The organism is Agreia sp. VKM Ac-1783 (assembly GCF_900177765.1).
Lineage (GTDB): Bacteria > Actinomycetota > Actinomycetes > Actinomycetales > Microbacteriaceae > Agreia.
In genome coordinates, this window is sequence record NZ_FXWI01000001.1 from 250,275 (window position 1) to 267,374 (window position 17,100).

The 17,100-nt window shown below is 68.6% G+C and carries 14 protein-coding genes; 10 read left to right on the forward strand and 4 right to left on the reverse strand.

Translation table 11 applies throughout. The annotated features are described in order from the left end of the window. Window positions 1–38: 38 nt before the first annotated feature. Complete coding sequence (gene hxlB, locus CCK87_RS01230) at window positions 39–632, reverse strand: 6-phospho-3-hexuloisomerase (RefSeq protein ID WP_086459700.1); 594 nt, start codon at window positions 630–632, stop codon at window positions 39–41. A gap of 102 nt (window positions 633–734) precedes the next feature. Between hxlB and CCK87_RS01235 the strand changes: the two genes are divergently transcribed. Then, a complete protein-coding gene (locus CCK87_RS01235) occupies window positions 735–1,580 on the forward strand; it encodes a LuxR C-terminal-related transcriptional regulator (protein WP_086459701.1) in 846 nt (281 codons plus the stop codon). 5 nt (window positions 1,581–1,585) lie between these two features. Here the strand turns inward: CCK87_RS01235 and CCK87_RS01240 are convergent, their stop codons facing one another. Then, a complete protein-coding gene (locus tag CCK87_RS01240) occupies window positions 1,586–2,998 on the reverse strand; it encodes an NAD(P)/FAD-dependent oxidoreductase (protein WP_086459702.1) in 1,413 nt (470 codons plus the stop codon). Window positions 2,999–3,226: 228 nt separating this feature from the next. Between CCK87_RS01240 and CCK87_RS01245 the strand changes: the two genes are divergently transcribed. Next, complete coding sequence (locus CCK87_RS01245) at window positions 3,227–4,714, forward strand: MFS transporter (protein WP_249273651.1); 1,488 nt, start codon at window positions 3,227–3,229, stop codon at window positions 4,712–4,714. 120 nt (window positions 4,715–4,834) lie between these two features. Here the strand turns inward: CCK87_RS01245 and CCK87_RS01250 are convergent, their stop codons facing one another. After that, on the reverse strand, window positions 4,835–5,227 hold the full coding sequence (locus CCK87_RS01250; protein WP_086459704.1) for a helix-turn-helix domain-containing protein: 393 nt from the start codon (window positions 5,225–5,227) through the stop codon (window positions 4,835–4,837). A gap of 87 nt (window positions 5,228–5,314) precedes the next feature. Here CCK87_RS01250 and CCK87_RS01255 point away from each other — a divergent pair, with 87 nt between their 5' ends. The 7 genes from CCK87_RS01255 to CCK87_RS01285 all read left to right on the forward strand — a co-directional run bounded on the left by CCK87_RS01255 (window position 5,315) and on the right by CCK87_RS01285 (window position 14,241). Continuing rightward, window positions 5,315–6,175 carry an SDR family oxidoreductase gene (locus CCK87_RS01255; protein ID WP_086459705.1) on the forward strand — a complete coding sequence of 287 codons (861 nt, stop codon included), beginning with the start codon at window positions 5,315–5,317 and terminating at the stop codon, window positions 6,173–6,175. Between the two features lie 189 nt (window positions 6,176–6,364). Further along, window positions 6,365–7,387, forward strand: a complete 1,023-nt coding sequence (locus CCK87_RS01260; RefSeq protein WP_086459706.1) for a 3-oxoacyl-ACP synthase III — start codon at window positions 6,365–6,367, stop codon at window positions 7,385–7,387. A gap of 77 nt (window positions 7,388–7,464) precedes the next feature. Then, window positions 7,465–10,170 carry an alpha/beta fold hydrolase gene (locus tag CCK87_RS01265; RefSeq protein ID WP_086459707.1) on the forward strand — a complete coding sequence of 902 codons (2,706 nt, stop codon included), beginning with the start codon at window positions 7,465–7,467 and terminating at the stop codon, window positions 10,168–10,170. After that, window positions 10,167–11,144, forward strand: coding sequence for an NAD-dependent epimerase/dehydratase family protein (locus CCK87_RS01270; RefSeq protein ID WP_086459708.1), 978 nt, complete (start codon window positions 10,167–10,169; stop codon window positions 11,142–11,144). The genes CCK87_RS01265 and CCK87_RS01270 overlap by 4 nt, the downstream gene beginning before the upstream one ends. A 159-nt stretch (window positions 11,145–11,303) precedes the next feature. Further along, entirely contained in the window at window positions 11,304–11,960 is a 657-nt protein-coding gene (locus CCK87_RS01275) for a histidine phosphatase family protein (protein WP_086459709.1), read from the forward strand. 51 nt (window positions 11,961–12,011) lie between these two features. Beyond that, entirely contained in the window at window positions 12,012–13,535 is a 1,524-nt protein-coding gene (locus tag CCK87_RS01280) for a serine hydrolase domain-containing protein (protein ID WP_086459710.1), read from the forward strand. 160 nt (window positions 13,536–13,695) lie between these two features. Continuing rightward, window positions 13,696–14,241 (forward strand): hypothetical protein, encoded by a 546-nt coding sequence (locus tag CCK87_RS01285; RefSeq protein ID WP_086459711.1) that lies wholly within the window; start codon window positions 13,696–13,698, stop codon window positions 14,239–14,241. A gap of 8 nt (window positions 14,242–14,249) precedes the next feature. On the opposite strand, the gene CCK87_RS01290 is transcribed toward CCK87_RS01285, so the two are convergent. Next, complete coding sequence (locus tag CCK87_RS01290) at window positions 14,250–16,034, reverse strand: M1 family metallopeptidase (protein WP_212638174.1); 1,785 nt, start codon at window positions 16,032–16,034, stop codon at window positions 14,250–14,252. A gap of 166 nt (window positions 16,035–16,200) precedes the next feature. Here CCK87_RS01290 and CCK87_RS01295 point away from each other — a divergent pair, with 166 nt between their 5' ends. Continuing rightward, window positions 16,201–17,097 carry a MetQ/NlpA family ABC transporter substrate-binding protein gene (locus tag CCK87_RS01295; RefSeq protein ID WP_086459713.1) on the forward strand — a complete coding sequence of 299 codons (897 nt, stop codon included), beginning with the start codon at window positions 16,201–16,203 and terminating at the stop codon, window positions 17,095–17,097. Window positions 17,098–17,100: the final 3 nt, after the last annotated feature.

Below are 17,100 nucleotides of genomic sequence, written 5' to 3' on the forward strand. Positions count from 1 at the left end.
TGCGGATGGGAGGGGGAAGTCTGAAAAGGGGCGTGCGGTCATTCGAGGTTCGCGTGCCGGGGCCACAGCTCGTCGGCGGTGCGGCCCGAGCGCTGCCACAGGGTGTGGAAGAGGGCGTCGCCGACCAGCACCACCGTCTGCTCGAAGAGGCCGCCGGCGTACTGGGCGGATGCCGTCATCGACCTGTCGAGTTTGGCCGCGGCGGGCACGACGAGGGTCGCGGACGCGAGCTCTGCGAGGGGAGACTCTGTGGCGGTCGTGATGAGAGCGACGCGGGCCTTCGCCTCGACCGCGGTGCGCGCCGCGCGCACGATGCTCTCGGTCGTTCCCGAGCCGCTGGCGGTGAGCAGCACGTCGCCCTCGGTGATCGCCGGCGTGGTGGTCTCTCCGACGACGTGCACGTCGAGGCCGAGGTGCATCAGCCGCATGGCGGTCATGCGCAGGGCGAGACCCGAGCGGCCGGCGCCGTGCACGAAGACCCTGCGGGCCCTCGCGATCTCATCGACCAGCGCATCGGCGGGGGAGACGTCGGCGTGAGCGTCGTCGCTGGAGGTGAGCCGCTCGACGACCGATCCGAGCTCGCTGGCGATCAGGAGCAGGGAGTGGTCGAACCGTGGCACGTCTGAACTCATGACTCCAGTCTTGGCCGGTCGGCATCACGCTGCGCCCGCCCGTGCGGCCGGTTCTGCCTATACCGATGGGTAGGTGCGGCGGGGCCCGGGTAGGGTGGCCGGATGACTGATCTCGATCACTCCGACGATGTCTCCTCTGCGTCGAGCAGGCGGTGGCGAGCCGAGCAGGCGCGTCTCTCCTCCGAGCAGACCGATCAGCATGCCGTGGCACTCGAATCGGTACTCGCCGTGCTGAGGTCGACGCGGCTCGACGACCGCGCATCCCGCGCCATGGCGATCGAGGTGGCGGCATCCGCTCTGGTGGGTCTGCGCACCGCGAGCGACGAGCGGTGGAGCGCCCAACTGGAGCCCGTGGTCGGAGCGTTCGCCCGGCTGCGCAGCGATCTGAGGCCGCTCGTGCGCTTCGGTGACCTCGACGTGCAATTCGTCGAGCCGCCGTCGACCGGCCGGGCTCTTCCCGGCGAGGTCGCACACGCGGCACGCGCGATCGTGCGCAGCGCCGTGCTGGCCCTCGTCGATGCCGGCGAGAGTCGCAAAGTTCGCATCCAGTGGGACTGCGACGGCCTGAACCTGCTCATCGGAATCCGCGACGACGGGGCAGGCGAGCTCACCCCGCACGACGACTCGCTGCGGCCCATCGCCGAACGCGTCACCGCGCTGAACGGCGGCCTCGACGTGACGGCCACGCCCGGATGGGGATCTTCGGTCGAGATCACGCTCCCGCTTGATCCCCCCGCCGTGCCCGAGCCCCTCGCCGACGTCGTCTCGTTCTCACCCCGGGAGCGGGAGGTGCTGAAGCTGGTGGCGTCGGGAGCTCAGAACCGTGCGATCGCCGAACAGCTGGGCGTCAGCGCCAACACCGTGAAGTTCCACGTGTCGAACGTGCTGCGCAAGGCCGGCGTGCGCACGCGCGGCGAGCTCGTCGCGCTGAGCCGCACGACTCCGTAACGCGGTCAGTCCGCCGCGATGTCGGGTCGAGGCTCGGCCAGCAGCGCCCGCGCCGCCATGCCGATCACCGCGCTATAGGTGGGATAGGCGAAGCGTACGTTGGCCAGCGTCGACACGTCGACCCCCGCAGCCATCGCCGTGGTCACCGACTGGATGACCTCGATCGCGTTCTCGCCGACCGCGTGCGCTCCGAGGATGAGTTCGCGTCGAGGGTCGGCGATGAGCTTCAGGAAGCCGGTCTCCCGATCGTCGATGACCGCGCGGTCGACGGCCGAGAACTGCACCGTCGCGACCACGCACGTGATGTCGCGCCCTCGGGCCTGTTCCTCGGTAAGTCCCACTCCCGCGTAGTCAGGGTCGGTGAATCCGCCGGCCGGCAGCAGGTGGTGCGGGGTGCGTCGATTCGCGCCCAACACGGCGTTCTCGGCCGCAGCCTCGCCCTCGAACTGCGCGGCCTGCACCAGCATGTCGCGACCGTTCGCGTCTCCGACGGCGAAGATGTGCGGCACGACCGTGCGGAAGTACGCGTCGGCGGGAATGGCCGAGCGCACCACCTCGACGCCCGCCTTCTCGAGACCCAGGTCCTCGACGTCTGCCGGCCATCCGGTCGCCATGATGACAGCATCGAAATCGGCAGACAACGAGCCGCCGTCCTGCCGCCACGACAGCGTGATGCTTTCGTCGGATGCCCGGGCGAGGCCGTCGACGCCGTCGATGCCCGTGCGCACGTCGATTCCCTGCGCGACGAAGGCGGCAGACACGGCCTCGGAGACCGACGGATCGGAGGGCATGAGTACTCGTGGAGCAAGGTCGAGGACGGTGACCTCGGAGCCGAACGAGCTGAACACCGTGACCAGCTGGGCGCCTGTGTTGCCCGCTCCGATGACGGCGACGCGACGGGGGAGGGCCGGCAGGTCGAGGACGTGCTCGGGAACGGTGGCGAGCTCTGCGCCGGGGATCGGCAGCCGCCTCGAGTGGCCGCCGACGCAGACGAGGATCGACGAGGCGGTGATGCGGCGTCCGCTGTCGAGCACGAGGGTCGAATCGTCGGCGAAACGGGCTCGCCCCTCGTGAATGAGATGGATGCCCGCCTCGGCGAATCGTTCGGCCTCGCGTTTGATGGAGCGCACCCGATCGACGCGCTCGCGCACGCGCGCCACCGTGGTCGTCCAGTCGATCGTGGGAGCTGCGACCTCGACGCCGTACACATCGGCGTTCCGGGTCTCTCTGATCAGGCGGGCGGTCTTGGCGAGCACACGCGTGGGAACGCAGCCCGTGTTCACACACGTGCCGCCGACTCGCTCCGCCTCGAGAACGACGACGCTCGCGCCGAGCTCGGCGGCACGGAGGGCGGCGGCGGTTCCGGCGGGGCCAGCGCCGATCACGGCCACGTCGTAGTGATCCCTGTAGTCAGTCATGGTGGGAGAGTAGCGCGGCCGAGCACGAACGCGGCGGGGTTGCGCGCGAAACGGTGCAGCTGGGGGCTGACCTCGTCGTATAGCGACGCCGACAAACCAGGGCTGAACAGAATCGCAATGGGGGCGCCGCGAGGCTAAGGCCAGCGTATGATTCTGAAGTCGTCCGCACCCGGGCTTCGTTCGCGCGAGATCTCTGCGCGGCTGGTTTTGATTCTGAAAGGCCCGTTCGTGGCTGAAACTGTCCGGGGCGACAACCCCACCTCCTCCTCTGCTCCCGTCGTCTCGCGCCGGGCATGGCAGGCTCTCATCGTTCTGCTCGCCGGCATGTTCATGGCGCTGCTCGACACCACAATCGTCAACGTGGCCCTGCCCACGATCCGCACCACGCTCGACGCCAGCGAGGGCACGCTCTCGTGGATCATCTCCGGCTATGCGCTCGCATTCGGCCTCGCGCTGATCCCCGCCGGCCGCGTGGGTGACCGCATCGGGCACAAGTGGGTGTTCTTCACCGGCTTGGCCCTCTTCACCATCGCCAGCCTCTTCTGCGGGCTCGCACAGAACGATCTGCAGTTGGTCATCGCGCGCGTCGTTCAGGGCCTCGCGGGCGGTATGTTCGTGCCCGCGGTCACCGCGTTCATCCAGCTCCTCTTCCCCGGTCGCGTGCGCGGCAAGGCGTTCGCCATCATGGGCGCCGTCATCGGAGTCTCTTCCGCGCTCGGTCCGATCATCGGTGGCCTGCTCATCCAGGCCTTCGGCGAGACCGACGGATGGCGGCTCGTGTTCTGGGTCAACCTGCCCATCGGCATAGCGACTCTCGTAGCGGCGGCCATCCTGCTGCCCAAGCAGAGCGACGAAGAGGCGAGCCACGCCGACCGCTCGGGTCTCGACTGGATCGGCCTCGTACTGGTCTCGGCGAGCCTCATCGCCCTGCTCGTTCCGCTGATCGAGGGGCAAGACACGGGTTGGCCGCTCTGGACGATCCTGTCGCTCGTCGCCGGTGTGCTGCTCATGGTCGCGTTCGGCGCGTGGGAGGTGGCCTACTCGAAGCGAGGCCGCAGCCCGCTCGTGCCGCCGCGGCTGTTCTCGCACCCGGCATTCACTGGCGGAGTCATCCTCGCCCTGGTCTACTTCGCGGCCTTCACCAGCATCTTCTTCACGATCTCGATCCTCTGGCAGTCGGGCCTCGGCCACACGGCTCTCGAGTCGGGCATCGTGTCCATTCCGTTCGCGATCGGAAGCATCGTGGGCAGCTCGCAGAGCAACAGGCTGACCCAGCGCCTGGGTCGCACCGTGCTCATCATCGGCACCCTGCTGGTCGTCGTCGGTCTGGCGTGGCTGTGGCTCGTGCTGCTGCTCACCAATGCCGCCGACCTCACCAACTGGCTGCTCATCGCGCCGCTGCTGATCGCCGGACTCGGCAACGGACTCTTCATCGCCCCGAACGCGCAGTTCATAGTCGCGACCGTCGACCCGCGCGAGGCCGGAGCCGCCAGCGGCGTGATCGGTGCCGTGCAGCGCATCGGAAGCGCCGTCGGCATCGCGGTGATCGGCAGCGTGTTCTTCGGCAGTCTGGTGATCGGCGGCAAGACAGCGGATGCGGTGGCCACCGGATTCACGGACGCTGCGGCCGCCGCGATGGTCGTCTCACTCGGCTTCGCGGTGCTCGCGTTCCTGCTGGTCTTCGCGCTTCCGCGCCGCACCAACACGGGACACTGACCCGCTCGCGCTGAGCGGGTAGCGCTCGCGATGCAGGAGCAGCGCGTATCGAGATCGCCCGTGGGGGGGGTCTCGATACGCTCGTTCCTCGCTACTCGACCAGCGCAGAGCGCGAGGAGATCAGGCGGAGCGGGCCTCGTCGTAGGTGGCGCGGGACGTGCCGATCTCGAGCGCGGATGTCTCGAGCAGGTCGGCGAGGGTGCGCAGGTTCTCGGCGACGAGGGCTCCGAGGTCGGTGAGGGAGTACTCCACGCGGGGCGGAATAGTGGAGTGCACCTCGCGCGTGACCATTCCGTCGCGCTCGAGCGTCTGGAGCGTCTGAGAGAGCATCTTCTCGCTGACTCCCTCGACCTTGCGTCGAAGCGCGTTGAAGCGGAAGTCGCCCTCGCCGAGCGCGAGGAGGGCGAGGCTCGACCATTTCGTCGACACGTCTTCGAGGGCGGCGCGAGACATGCAGGCGCGCGCGAAGACAGAGGTCACGAGCTCGTTGCTCGGAGTTTCCTGATCTGTCATGTATTCATCGTAGCGCGTGCTGCGCATTCGTGGGTACTGTGTAATAGTTAGTGCTACAGGAATGAAAGCCGCGACAAAGGAGAAATCATGACCACATACGCCGTCACCGGAGCATCAGGACCGTTCGGCCGCCACGCCATCGACGCGCTCATCGAGTCGGGAGTCGTCCCGAGCGACATCGTCGCCCTCGTTCGCACCCCCTCGAAGGTCGCCGACCTCGCCGAGCAGGGCGTTCAGGTTCGCACGGCCGACTACTCGGCTCCCGACACTCTCCCCGAGGCGCTCGCGGGCGTCGACGCTCTGCTGCTGGTTTCCGGCAGCGAGGTGGGCCAGCGCGTCGCACAGCACAGCAACGTCATCGACGCGGCCAAGGCCGCCGGGGTCTCGCGCATCGTCTACACGAGCGTGCTGCGCGCCGACACCTCCGAGCTGATTCTGGCCGCCGAGCACAAGGCGACCGAAGAGGCGCTGCGGGCATCCGGCGTCGCCTTCACCATTCTGCGCAACGGCTGGTACATCGAGAACTATCTCGGCCAGGTCGAGCAGTCCAAGGCCATGGGCGAGATCGTCGGCGCCTCGGGTGACGGCCGTATCTCGGCCGCGACCCGCGCTGACTTCGCAGCCGCAGCAGCAGCGGCCCTCGTGCAGCCCGGCCACGAGAACGCGGTCTATGAGCTGGGCGGCGCTCCCACTTTCACGATGACCGAGTTCGCGGCGGCCCTGTCGGCGGCGACGGGTGCGACCATCGTCTACCGCGATGTGACCCCCGAAGAGCACACGGCGATCCTCGAGAGCGTCGGACTCGACGCGGGAACGGCCGGCTTCGTGACCGCTCTCGAGGTCGGAACGAAGCGCGGCGACCTGTTCACCGACTCCGACGACCTGCAGCGCCTGCTTGGCCGCGAGTCGACCCCTCTCGCGGAAGCCCTCGCGTCTGCCGTCAAGTAAGGCCGACTCGAACGCGGGTGTTCCCGCCGAGCGCCGTGGCCCAGTCGCCGCGCTCGGCGGGAACACCCGCGCCAGGGGTGCAGGAGTCAAGGAGGGCAACCCCCAGCTTGTGAGGAACTAAACTCTCCTGTGGACGATCGCTCAGTTTGCGAGCCGCACCCCACGAACACAACTCGATAGGAATCTCCGTTGGACGGAAACGCTACGACGACTCACCGCAATGTCGCACTTCTGTCGGTCGCAACCACCATGGCGACCCGAATCACGACATCAGCCGAGATCGATCGTCGCCTCGCTCCCGCGCTCAAGCGCCTGAAGCTTCCGACCGGACTCCTGCAGCGCGTCGCGGGCGTGCACGAGCGCCGCAACTGGGGCGAGGGCCAGACCTTCGACGACGCCGCCATCGAGGCAGGCAAGAAGGCGCTCGCCGAGGCGGGAATTCGCCCCGACCAGGTGGGCCTGCTCATCAACACCTCCGTGACCCGCAAGCACCTCGAGCCCTCCGTCGCCGTGCGCATCCACCACGGTCTGGGGCTGCCCAGCTCGGCCACGAACTTCGACATCGCCAACGCCTGCCTCGGCTTCGTGAACGGCATGGCGCTCGCGGGCCAGCTCATCGACGCAGGCCAGATCGACTACGCCGTGATCATCGACGGCGAAGACGCCGACGAGATCCAGGTCAACACCATCGAGCGCCTGGGCCGCGAGGGCATCAAGCGCAAAGACTTCATGAGCGAGTTCGCGAGCCTGACGCTCGGCTCGGGCGCCGCGGCCGCCGTCATCGGTCGGGCCGATCTGCACCCCGAGGGCCATCGCATGCTCGGCGGCATCACCCGCGCCGCGACCCAGTTCAACGACCTCTGCGTGGGCAGTGTCGACGGCATGTTCACCGACGCGAAGGCCCTGCTGAAGGGCGGCATGGAACTCGTGGTCAGCGCCTGGAAGGACGCCAAGCGTCAGTGGAGCTGGTCGAACATGGACCGCTACATCATGCATCAGGTCTCGTCGGTGCACACCAACGCCATCGTCAAGGCGGCGAACCTCGACGCCACCCGCGTGCCCGTCACGTTCCCCCTGCTCGGCAACGTCGGCCCCGCGTCGATTCCGATCACGCTCGCCCAGGAGTCCTCGAAGCTCGCTCGCGGCAACCGCGTTCTGCTCATGGGCGTCGGCTCGGGCCTCAACACCTCCATGATGGAGATCGCCTGGTGAGTCACGGCTCCTCCCGCCTGCCCCGGTCGGCGGGTCGCACCGCACCCGCATCGCTTCCCCCGGCAGGGCTGCCGGGCATGGATGCGCGATTCTCGCGTCTCGTCGAGGTCGCCGACGGCGACTCCGGTCGCCCGGTCACCTGGCACCTGCTCGACAACGGGGCCGTGCTCGACGAACTCGGCGTCACGCCCGTGGGAACGATGCTGTGCGTTCACGGCAATCCGACCTGGTCGTACCTCTGGCGCGAACTCGTCGGCGCCGCGACGGATGCCGCCACGACTGCGGCTGAGACCGGCTCGGGCGACGTGTGGCGGGTCATCGCCGTCGATCAGCTTGAGATGGGCTTCTCCGAGCGCACCGGCATCGAGCGGGGGCTTGAGCGTCGAGTCTCCGACCTCTCTGCCCTCACTGCGACACTCGAGCTCTCCGGTCCGGTCGTCACCGTCGGCCATGACTGGGGCGGAGTGGTCTCGATGGGCTGGGCGGTCGATCACCCCGACGAGCTCGCCGGCGTCGTGCTGCTCAACACCGCGATCCACCAGCCCGAGGACCGCGCTATTCCGTGGCCTCTGCGTCTGACGCTGCAGCGCGGCATGCTGGGGCGCGCGACCGTGGCCACGCCCGCATTCCTCGAGACGACGCTGGCGCTCGCGCATCCGTCGCTCGAGTCAGACGTCAAGAACGGCTACCGCGCGCCTTATCGATCGGCAGACCGACGCGGCGGCATCGGCGCATTCGTGGCCGACATTCCCGTCGACGAACGGCACCGGTCGTGGAACGAGCTCGAGCGCATCGCCGCCGGGGTGCGCGAGCTCGGCGTTCCCTCGCTCATGCTGTGGGGCCCGCGAGACCCGATCTTCTCCGACACCTATCTCGACGATCTCGCCGAGCGGATGCCGCAGGCCGACATCCACAGGTTCGAGGGCGCCGGGCACATGATCGCCGAAGACGTGGACTACGCGCCCGTGGTGCTTGACTGGCTGGGTGGTCTCGACCCTTCGACAGGCTCAGGAGAACTACTAGCCGCGGGCGGCCTACTCGACCAGCGCAGAAGTCCGGATGGCGCCGGCGGTGGTTTCGATACGGCCGCGGGCGGCCTACTCGACCAGCGCAAGGGTCCCCTCTGGAGCGTGCTCGACGAGCTGCGCGACAGCACCGACCTCGCCCTGGTCGACATGAAGCCGAGGCGAGATGTCTCGTGGAAGCTCCTCTCCACCGGGGTGCGCCAGCTCGCAGCAGGTCTTCTTCGTGCGGGCGTGCAGCCCGGTGACCGCGTCTCCCTCCTCATCCCGCCGAGCGCAGACCTCACCGCGGTGCTCTATGCCTGCCTGCGCATCGGAGCCGTCGTCGTCGTCGCCGATGCCGGCCTCGGCGTGCCCGGACTGACCCGCGCCGTTCGCGGAGCGCGCCCCGACCACGTGATCGGCGCGCTTCCGGGCCTCTCTGTCGCCCGCGCGTTCTCGTGGCCCGGGCAGAAGATCTCGGTCGCCACTCTTCCCCGTGCCACAGCACTCGCGCTCGGCGTGCGGCACTCCCTGCCCGAACTCGCGCGGCTGGGCGCCGACGAATCGCTGCCCGAGCCGCCCTCGGCATCCGCTGTCGCCGCGGTTCTCTTCACTTCGGGATCGACCGGACCCGCCAAGGGCGTCGTCTACACGCACGCCCAGCTCGAGGCGGTTCGCGATGCACTGGCATCGAAGTACGACATCGGCGTCGGCACGGGCCTCGTCGCCGGATTCGCCCCCTTCGCGCTGCTCGGACCCGCACTCGGCGCGCGCTCGGTGACGCCCGACATGAACGTCACCTCGCCGCGCACCCTCACCGCGAAGGCCACGGCCGAGGCCGCGGCGGCGGTGGATGCGACGGTCGTCTTCCTCTCGCCGGCCGCGCTCGCGAACGTGGTCGCCACCTCCGATGCCCTCGGCGCCGCCGACACCGCGGCGCTCGCGGTCGTGAAGACCTTCCTCTCGGCCGGCGCCCCCGTGCCCGAGGCCCTTCTCGCCGCTGCCGGTCGGCTCATGCCGAACGCCACCCCGCACACCCCCTACGGCATGACCGAGGGTCTGCTCATGACCGACATCACGCTCGAGGGCATTCGCGCCGCCGCAGACGATGCCGCCGCGCTGCCCGAGGGAGAGCACGCCGGCGGCGTCTGCGTCGGAGCACCCGCCGGGTCGGTGCGCGTGCGCATCGCGGGCCTCGACGAGCACGGCATGCCGGCCGCCGAGCCGAGCGAACAGTCGGGAGTGACAGGCGAGATCGTTCTCTCTGCACCTCACCTGAAGCAGTCCTACGACCGGCTCTGGGCCACGAACCGCATCGCCGATGCCGACTCGGTCTCGGCCGAGTCCGTCGACGCTCCCGCCGAGCGATGGCACCGCACCGGAGACGTCGGCCATCTCGACGCTCAGGGTCGCCTCTGGGTCGAAGGTCGACTTCCGCACGTCATCGTCACGGCCGGGGGAGTCGTCACCCCCGTCGGGCCCGAGCAGAAGATCGAGTCGGTGCTCGGCGTCGGCAGAGTCGCGCTCGCGGGCATCGGACCTCGCGGAACGCAGCAGCTCGTCGTCGTGCTCGAGACCGATCCTCCGGCCCGCCGACCCGCACTCGCCGACCCCGAGCTGGGCGCCGCCGTGCGTCACGCCGCGGGGCTCGACATCGCGGCTGTGCTGGTGGTGCCCGTGCTGCCCACCGACATCCGGCACAACTCGAAGATCGACCGCACTGCTCTCTCGCGCTGGGCCGAGGGTGTGCTCTCCGGTGAGAAGTTGACCGCGCCGTGAGGGTGCTCGTCACGGGGGCCAGCGGCTTTCTCGGAGGAGCCGTCGCCCGCGAGATCGCGGGGGCCGGGCACCAGGTGCGCACGTTCCAGCGGCGGCCATCCGGCGTCGTGGGAGTGGACGACTCTCTCGGCTCGCTGACGAATCGCGCCGACGTTTCGCGCGCCGTCGAGGGCATGGATGCCGTGGTGCACCTGGCCGCCAAGGTCTCGTTGGCGGGCGAACCGGCCGACTTCGAGGCCGTGAACGTCGAGGGAACCCGCACTCTTCTCGGCGCGATGCGCGACGCCGGAGTCGGCCGCCTCGTGTTCGTGTCGTCGCCGTCGGTGGCGCACGCGGGGGCATCCATCGCCGGCGACGACGCTCGACCGGCCGACCCGCAGCACGCGCGCGGCGAATACGCCCGCACAAAGGCACTCGCGGAGTTGCTGGCGCTCGGCGCCGACTCCGAGCCTCTGCGCGTCGTCGCGGTGCGCCCACACCTCGTGTGGGGTCCGGGAGACACGCAACTCGTCGAGCGCATCGTGGAGCGCGCTCGCGCCGGCAGGCTTCCGCTGCTCGACAGCGGCGCCGCCCTGATCGACTCGACCTACATCGACAACGCGGCCTCCGCGATCGCGGCCGCCCTCGAGCGGGTCGACGCGGTGCATGGCAACGCCTATGTGATCACCAACGGAGAGCCGCGTCCCGTCGCCGATTTGCTGGGTGGCATCTGCGCCGCGGCAGGCGTCGCTGCGCCCGCGTGGAGCATTCCCGCCGGGGTCGCACGGGCGGCAGGCTCGGTGATCGAGGCCGTGTGGCGCGTCAAGCCGGGGGCGGACGAGCCGCCGATGACGCGCTTTCTGGCGGAGCAGCTGTCGACCGCGCACTGGTTCGATCAGCGCCGCATGCGCGCCGAGCTGCAGTGGCAGCCCGCGGTGAGTCTCGACGAGGGGCTGCGACGGCTGGCCGCGCACTACGGAACGCCGTCGCGCTGATCGAGTAGTCGCGCACGGTCGCGCTGATCGAGTAGTCGCGCGAGGAACGAGCCGACGTATCGAGATCTCCTCCCGCTGGTCTCGATACGGTCGCTGAGCGACCTACTCGACTAACGCGGGCCGGACGAGCTCGACGGGCGGGGCCGGTAATCTCGAGGGATGCGCTTACTGCTGATCCGCCATGGCCAGACTCCGTCGAATGTCATCGGGGCCCTCGACACCGCGATTCCCGGACCGGGCCTCACCGACCTCGGTCTCGAGCAGGCCGACGCGGTTCCCGAGGCACTCGTCGCCGAGCCGATCGGGGCGGTCTTCGCGTCGACGCAGCTGCGCGCGCAGCTCACTGCGGCCCCGCTCGCCGAGGCCCGCGGTCTGACAGTGGCGATCCGGTCGGGCCTTCGCGAGGTGGATGCCGGAGACCTCGAGATGCGCAACGACGACGAGGCCGTGCGCGTCTACATGGAGACCGTCATCGCGTGGGCCGACGGCGATGTCGACCGCCGGATGCCCGGGGCCGAGTCGGGCGCCGAGGTCTACGCCCGCTACGACGAGGTCATCGCAGAGGCCGCCGCCACAGGCTTCCCCGTCGTGGCGATCGTGTCCCACGGAGCCATCATCCGGTCCTGGGTCGGAGCCCGCGCCGAGAACGTGAGCGCCGACTTCTCGGCCGAGCACTCGCTGAGCAACACCGGAGTCGTGGTGCTCGAGGGCACTCCCGAAGCTGGCTGGCGCGCGCTCACCTGGATGGGCCAGGCCATCGGAGGCCCGGCGCTCGACGATGCCGCCCACGCCGGTCCGGCATCCGAAACCCGCTGACCCCTCACGACCTGCTCGGCCCCTTACTCGTCTGACCCGAACGGAGCACCCGTGGCCCCCGCAACCGAACTCTCCCCCGACGTCATCGCGCGCCTCAGCAGCTGGTTCGACGGCACAGAGTTGGTGAGCCCCTCGCTCAGCTACGCCGTGTTCGACCGCAACGGTGTGTTGTTCCACCACGGCGTCGGCGAGTTCCAGCTCGACGGCCGCGCTCCGGGCGAGAAGACGATCTACCGCATCGCCTCGATGTCGAAGAGCTTCTGCATCGCCGCCGTTCTCGTGCTGCGCGATCGAGGCCTGCTGTCACTCGACGACCGCGTCTCCGAGCTCGTGCCGCAATTCCTCGATCCGGTAGACGACACCGGCGTGGCCCAGCCGGTGACGTTGCGGATGCTCATGAGCAACTCCTCGGGGCTGCCGGAGGACAACGGCTGGGCCGATCACGAGCTCGCCCTCTCGCGCGAGGACTTCTTGGCCGTCGTCGACGCGGGGCTTGGCTTTGCGGGCCTGCCGGGCGTGGGCTTCCAGTACTCCAACGTGGGCTTCTGGCTGCTCGGTGTGATCGTCGAAGACCTCGCGGGCCAGGGCTTCGAGCAGTTCGCCCGCGAGACGTTCCTCGAGCCGCTCGGGCTGACCAGCACGGGATACAAGCCCGCCGACTTCGCGGACGACGGCGAGCCCGGCGACGGAATCGCGCACGGCTACACGAGCTATGACAAGGGCGCGAGCTGGGTCTCTCGTCCCGTCGTCGGTGGAGGCATCGGGGCGTGTGCCGCGAGCATGTTCAGCACCCCGCCCGACATCGCCCGGTGGAGCGGCTGGCTCTCGAGCGCCTTCGACCCTGCCAATACCGACGACGCCATTCTCAGCAGGGCGTCGCGGCGCGAGATGCAGCGCATCCACACCGTCGCACCGGGTGCGGCCGACCGCACAGCGTCACCCACCCTCGAGGCACAGGGCTACGGGCTCGGCCTGTACGTCGAGCACGACGTGCGCTTCGGCCGCTTCGCTCAGCACTCGGGCGGCTTGCCCGGCTGGTCGTCGAACATGCGCTGGCACCTCGAGTCGGGCCTGGGTGCCGTGGTCTTCGGCAACACGAACGGACTCAAGCTGTCGGTCGCTGCCGCAGACATGCTGCGGCTCGTCCTCGACTCCGTCGACGAGCCTGCGCGACGCATCGAGCTGTGGCCGGCGACCGTGGAGGCGGCCCGCGCCGTCGATGCCGTCGTTCGCGGTTCCGGGCGCATCCTCGACGCGGCCGATGCGTCGACCGTGTTCAGCTCGAATCTGCTCGGCGATGTGCCGGCCGAGGTGCGCGACGCGCGCATCGCTGCGGCCGTCGCCGAGGTCGGCGGGGTCGTGGATGCCGCGGCCACGCCGCCGCTCGACGAACGGCTCACCTGGTCGGTCGCCCCCGCCCACGTCGCCTGGACGATTCCCGGTCGCACGGGCGAGCTGGAGTGCCGCATCGAGCTGACGCCGACCACCCCCGCGATGCTGCAGCGCTTCGACGTGGCGGTGCGCACGACGACGACGCTCTCGCCGGTGCTGCGCCACTACCGCCCCGTGGCCTGATCTCGATACGCCGCGCTCGTTCCTCGCGCGGCTACTCGATCAGCGCCGCTGCGCGGGTCGAGTAGCAGAGGCCGCCCGCGGCCGAAGCGTATCGAGACCATTGTGCGGTGCAGGCTGAACGGCGACGTCCGGCCGATCGTCGACTTGTAGGCTCCTTGGCATGGTGGGTATGCGTGAGTCAGCAGTCAACGAAACGTCGAACCAGCCCGGAGCCCGGCCCTCGCGTGGGTTAGTCGTCGTGGGTCTGATTCTCGGCGCGCTGGGAGTGGCCGCGCTGCTCTGCGGAGCGTTCATCGCATTCGGCGCCGGATTCCGCCTGGCACCGTCCGTGCCGTTCGGCGAGGTGATGACGGTGGAGGTGTCACGCGGAGACCACGCCGTGTACGTCACGCCCAACGACCGGTGGAGCGACATCTCGTGCACCGGCGATCTCGACGGTGAGGAGATTGCGCTCAGGCCCGATATGACGCAGCAGGGGGTGCTCCTTCCGGAGCAGTGGAACGCTCAGGGGAGTTTCGCCGCGGACACATCCGGCGTGCTCCGGATCTCCTGCGACGGCCCTGTCCCGGACGGACTCTTCACGGTAGGACCGGTCGTGTCCATCTTCGCCCTCGTCGGCGCTCTGGCAGCGGGTGCGCTGGCACTCCTCCTCTTGGTCGGCGCTCTGGTGCTGCTGGTTCTCGCACGCCGGAGAGCCCGCGCCTAGACTGCCGCTCAGCCGAGCGGCGGCTGGCCGGGGGTGTAGATCCAGGTGTTGAAGAACTCGGTGAGGTCTCTACCCGACACACTCTCGGCGTAGTCGACGAACTGTGCCGTCGAGACCGATGTGCCCGCGTTCTCCGTCGCCCATCCCTTGAGAATGGCGAAGAACGCGTCGTCTCCGACCTCGGTGCGCAGTGCCTGGAGCGTCATGGCGCCGCGTGTGTAGACACCGCTGTTGAAGATGCCCGCCGCGCCCGGATCTGCGACGACTGTCTGCCAGAAGTCCGGGTCATCGTCGGCCGCGTAGTCATGCGTGTACGCATCGTTGAAGATTTCCTGAGTGGTGCGCCCACCCTGGTGCTCTTCCCATAGCCACTCGGCATAGGTCGCGAAGCCCTCGTTGAGCCAGATGTCCGACCAGCGGTTCATCGAGAGGTTGTCGCCGTACCACTGGTGGGCCAGTTCGTGCACGACGACGCTTGCGTCGACATCGGCTGGGAAAGCCCAGGCGGGATAGATCGGGCGCGTCTGGTTCTCGAGGGCGTAAGGCAGATCGCTCGGTCGAACGGGAGGCACTGCTGTGGGATCGCCCTCGTCGATGTAGCCGATGGCGATGCCACCCGCCTCGGAGAAGGGGTATGGTCCGAAGCTGCCCGAGAGGAAGTTGATCACCTCGGGCTCGGTCTCGAAGATCTGCGACGCGATGTCTCCCACCTTCACGCCGGGTGCGTTTCTGACGTCGCGCGTCAGCAGACTGCGATCGATAGCGTCGACATAGGTGATGCCGTCGACAGTGCGGGTATCAACCGCGAAGTCGCCTACCGTCGCTGTTGCGAGGTAGGTGGCCATGGGCTTCTCCATCTCCCAATCGAACGTCTCGGTCTCGCCGCTGGTCTCTCGTCCGGCAAGTCGTCCGTTTCCGATGACCTCGAGTCCGTCAGGAACGGTCATGTGCGTCGAGAAGGTGGCCTTGTCGCTCGGGTGATCGTTCGACGGAAACCAGGTGGCGGCAACACGAGGCTGGCCCACGACGACCGCGCCCGTCGGGGTGGGAAACACTCCGGCGGGGCCGTAAGCGTCGTCGACGACGATCGGCACGCCGCTGTACGTGACGGCGGTCGTGATCGTCGAGCCGAGCGGGATGCCCGCGGGCGGCACGACGGTCAGCTCGGTGCGCGGGGGCGTGGCGTCATCGTCGGTGGAGCCCTCGGCCTGCGGCTGGCCCGTGACCTTGCTGATCTGGGTGGAGGCGAGGCTCCACGTGGCCGCCTTGCCGTCGACGGTGATCGACGAGATCGTGATGGCGTTGTCGCCGTTCACGTCACGGGTGTCGAAGTCGAGGTTGAAAGCCGAGAGGTTCTGAGTCGCGACCGCCGTGACCGTGGTCGTGCCCGAGATCACATCGGTGTCGGGCGCGTAGGTGAGGTCGAGGTCGTAGTGCTGCACGTCGTAGCCGCCGTTGCCGTCGAGCGGAAAGTACGAGTCGCCGATCCCCGCGGCACCGGGTTGGAAGTCGATAGGTGTGGCCGGATCAGACGGAGCCGGCGATGTGACGGGTGAACTCACCGGAGGTGGGCAGGGTTCTGCGGCGCTGGCCGGAGTGGCCGAGACGCCACCCGATGCGACAAGGGCGAGCACAAGAAGCGGAACGGCCGCGAACACTGCGGTGCTCGCGCCGCGCTTACGCCGGCCGAGCAACAGCCAGGCGGCGCTTCCCGCGGCGAGAAGAACGATGGCGATCACGAGGAGCAGCGGCCCCGAATCGAACCCGGTCGCGGCCAGAACGCACGGTGTCACACAATCCCCATCTCGTCGAACTCCCGAGAATGTATCGGGATTCGGGCGATCAGCACTAGACGCGGCGCGAGTCTCTTTGTTACATCTTCGTTTCGTGACCCGTTCGGGGTGTCCGTAGCGTGGGCAACTGCTCCACGAAAGCACCTGCTCCACGAAAGGAAGCACCATGTCCCTCACCAAGAAGATCCTGGCCGCAGCAGCCGCTCTTCCCCTCCTCGCGGTTCTCGCCGGCTGTGCCGGATCCGCGGCCGACGCCGAGAAGGGCACCGCCGACAACCCCGTGAAGCTCGGAGTCGTCGGCGCCAGCGATCCCTACTGGGAGATCTACAAGAAGGCGGCGGCAGACGAGGGCATCTCGGTCGACATCGTCGACTTCACCGAGTACCCGCAGCCCAACCCGGCTCTTACCGAAGGTGAGATCGACCTCAACCAGTTCCAGCACATCGTCTACCTCGCCCAGTACAACGAGGCCTCGGGCGAGAACCTCGTGCCCGTCGGCGCCACGGCCATCTACCCGCTTGCCCTGTACTCGACGAAGTACGACTCGGTGAAGGACATCAAGAAAGGCGACACGGTCGCCATTCCGAACGACGAGTCCAACCTCTCGCGTGCCCTGCTCGTGCTGCAGTCCGCCGGCCTCGTCGAGCTGAAAGACGGCGGCAGCATCTTCTCGACGGTCGACGACGTCGATACCGACAAGTCGACGGTGAAGGTCACGACGCTCGAGGCCTCGCTCACCCCCACATCGCTTCCCGACGTCGCCGCCGCGATTATCAACAACGACTTCGTCGCCGATGCCGGGCTCACCTTCGACGACGCGATCGCCCAGGACGACCCCGCCGATGCCAACGCGCTGCCCTATGTGAACATCTTCGCCGCCCGCGAGGAAGACAAAGACAACGAGACGTTCAAGAAGCTCGTGTCGATCTACCAGGACACCAAGACCGTCACCGACGCGGTGCAGGAGAACTCGGGCGGAACGGCCGTGTTCGTCAAGACTCCGGTCACCGACCTGCAGTCGTCGCTCGACAAGGTCGAGGCCGACATCAAGGCCAAGGGCTGATCG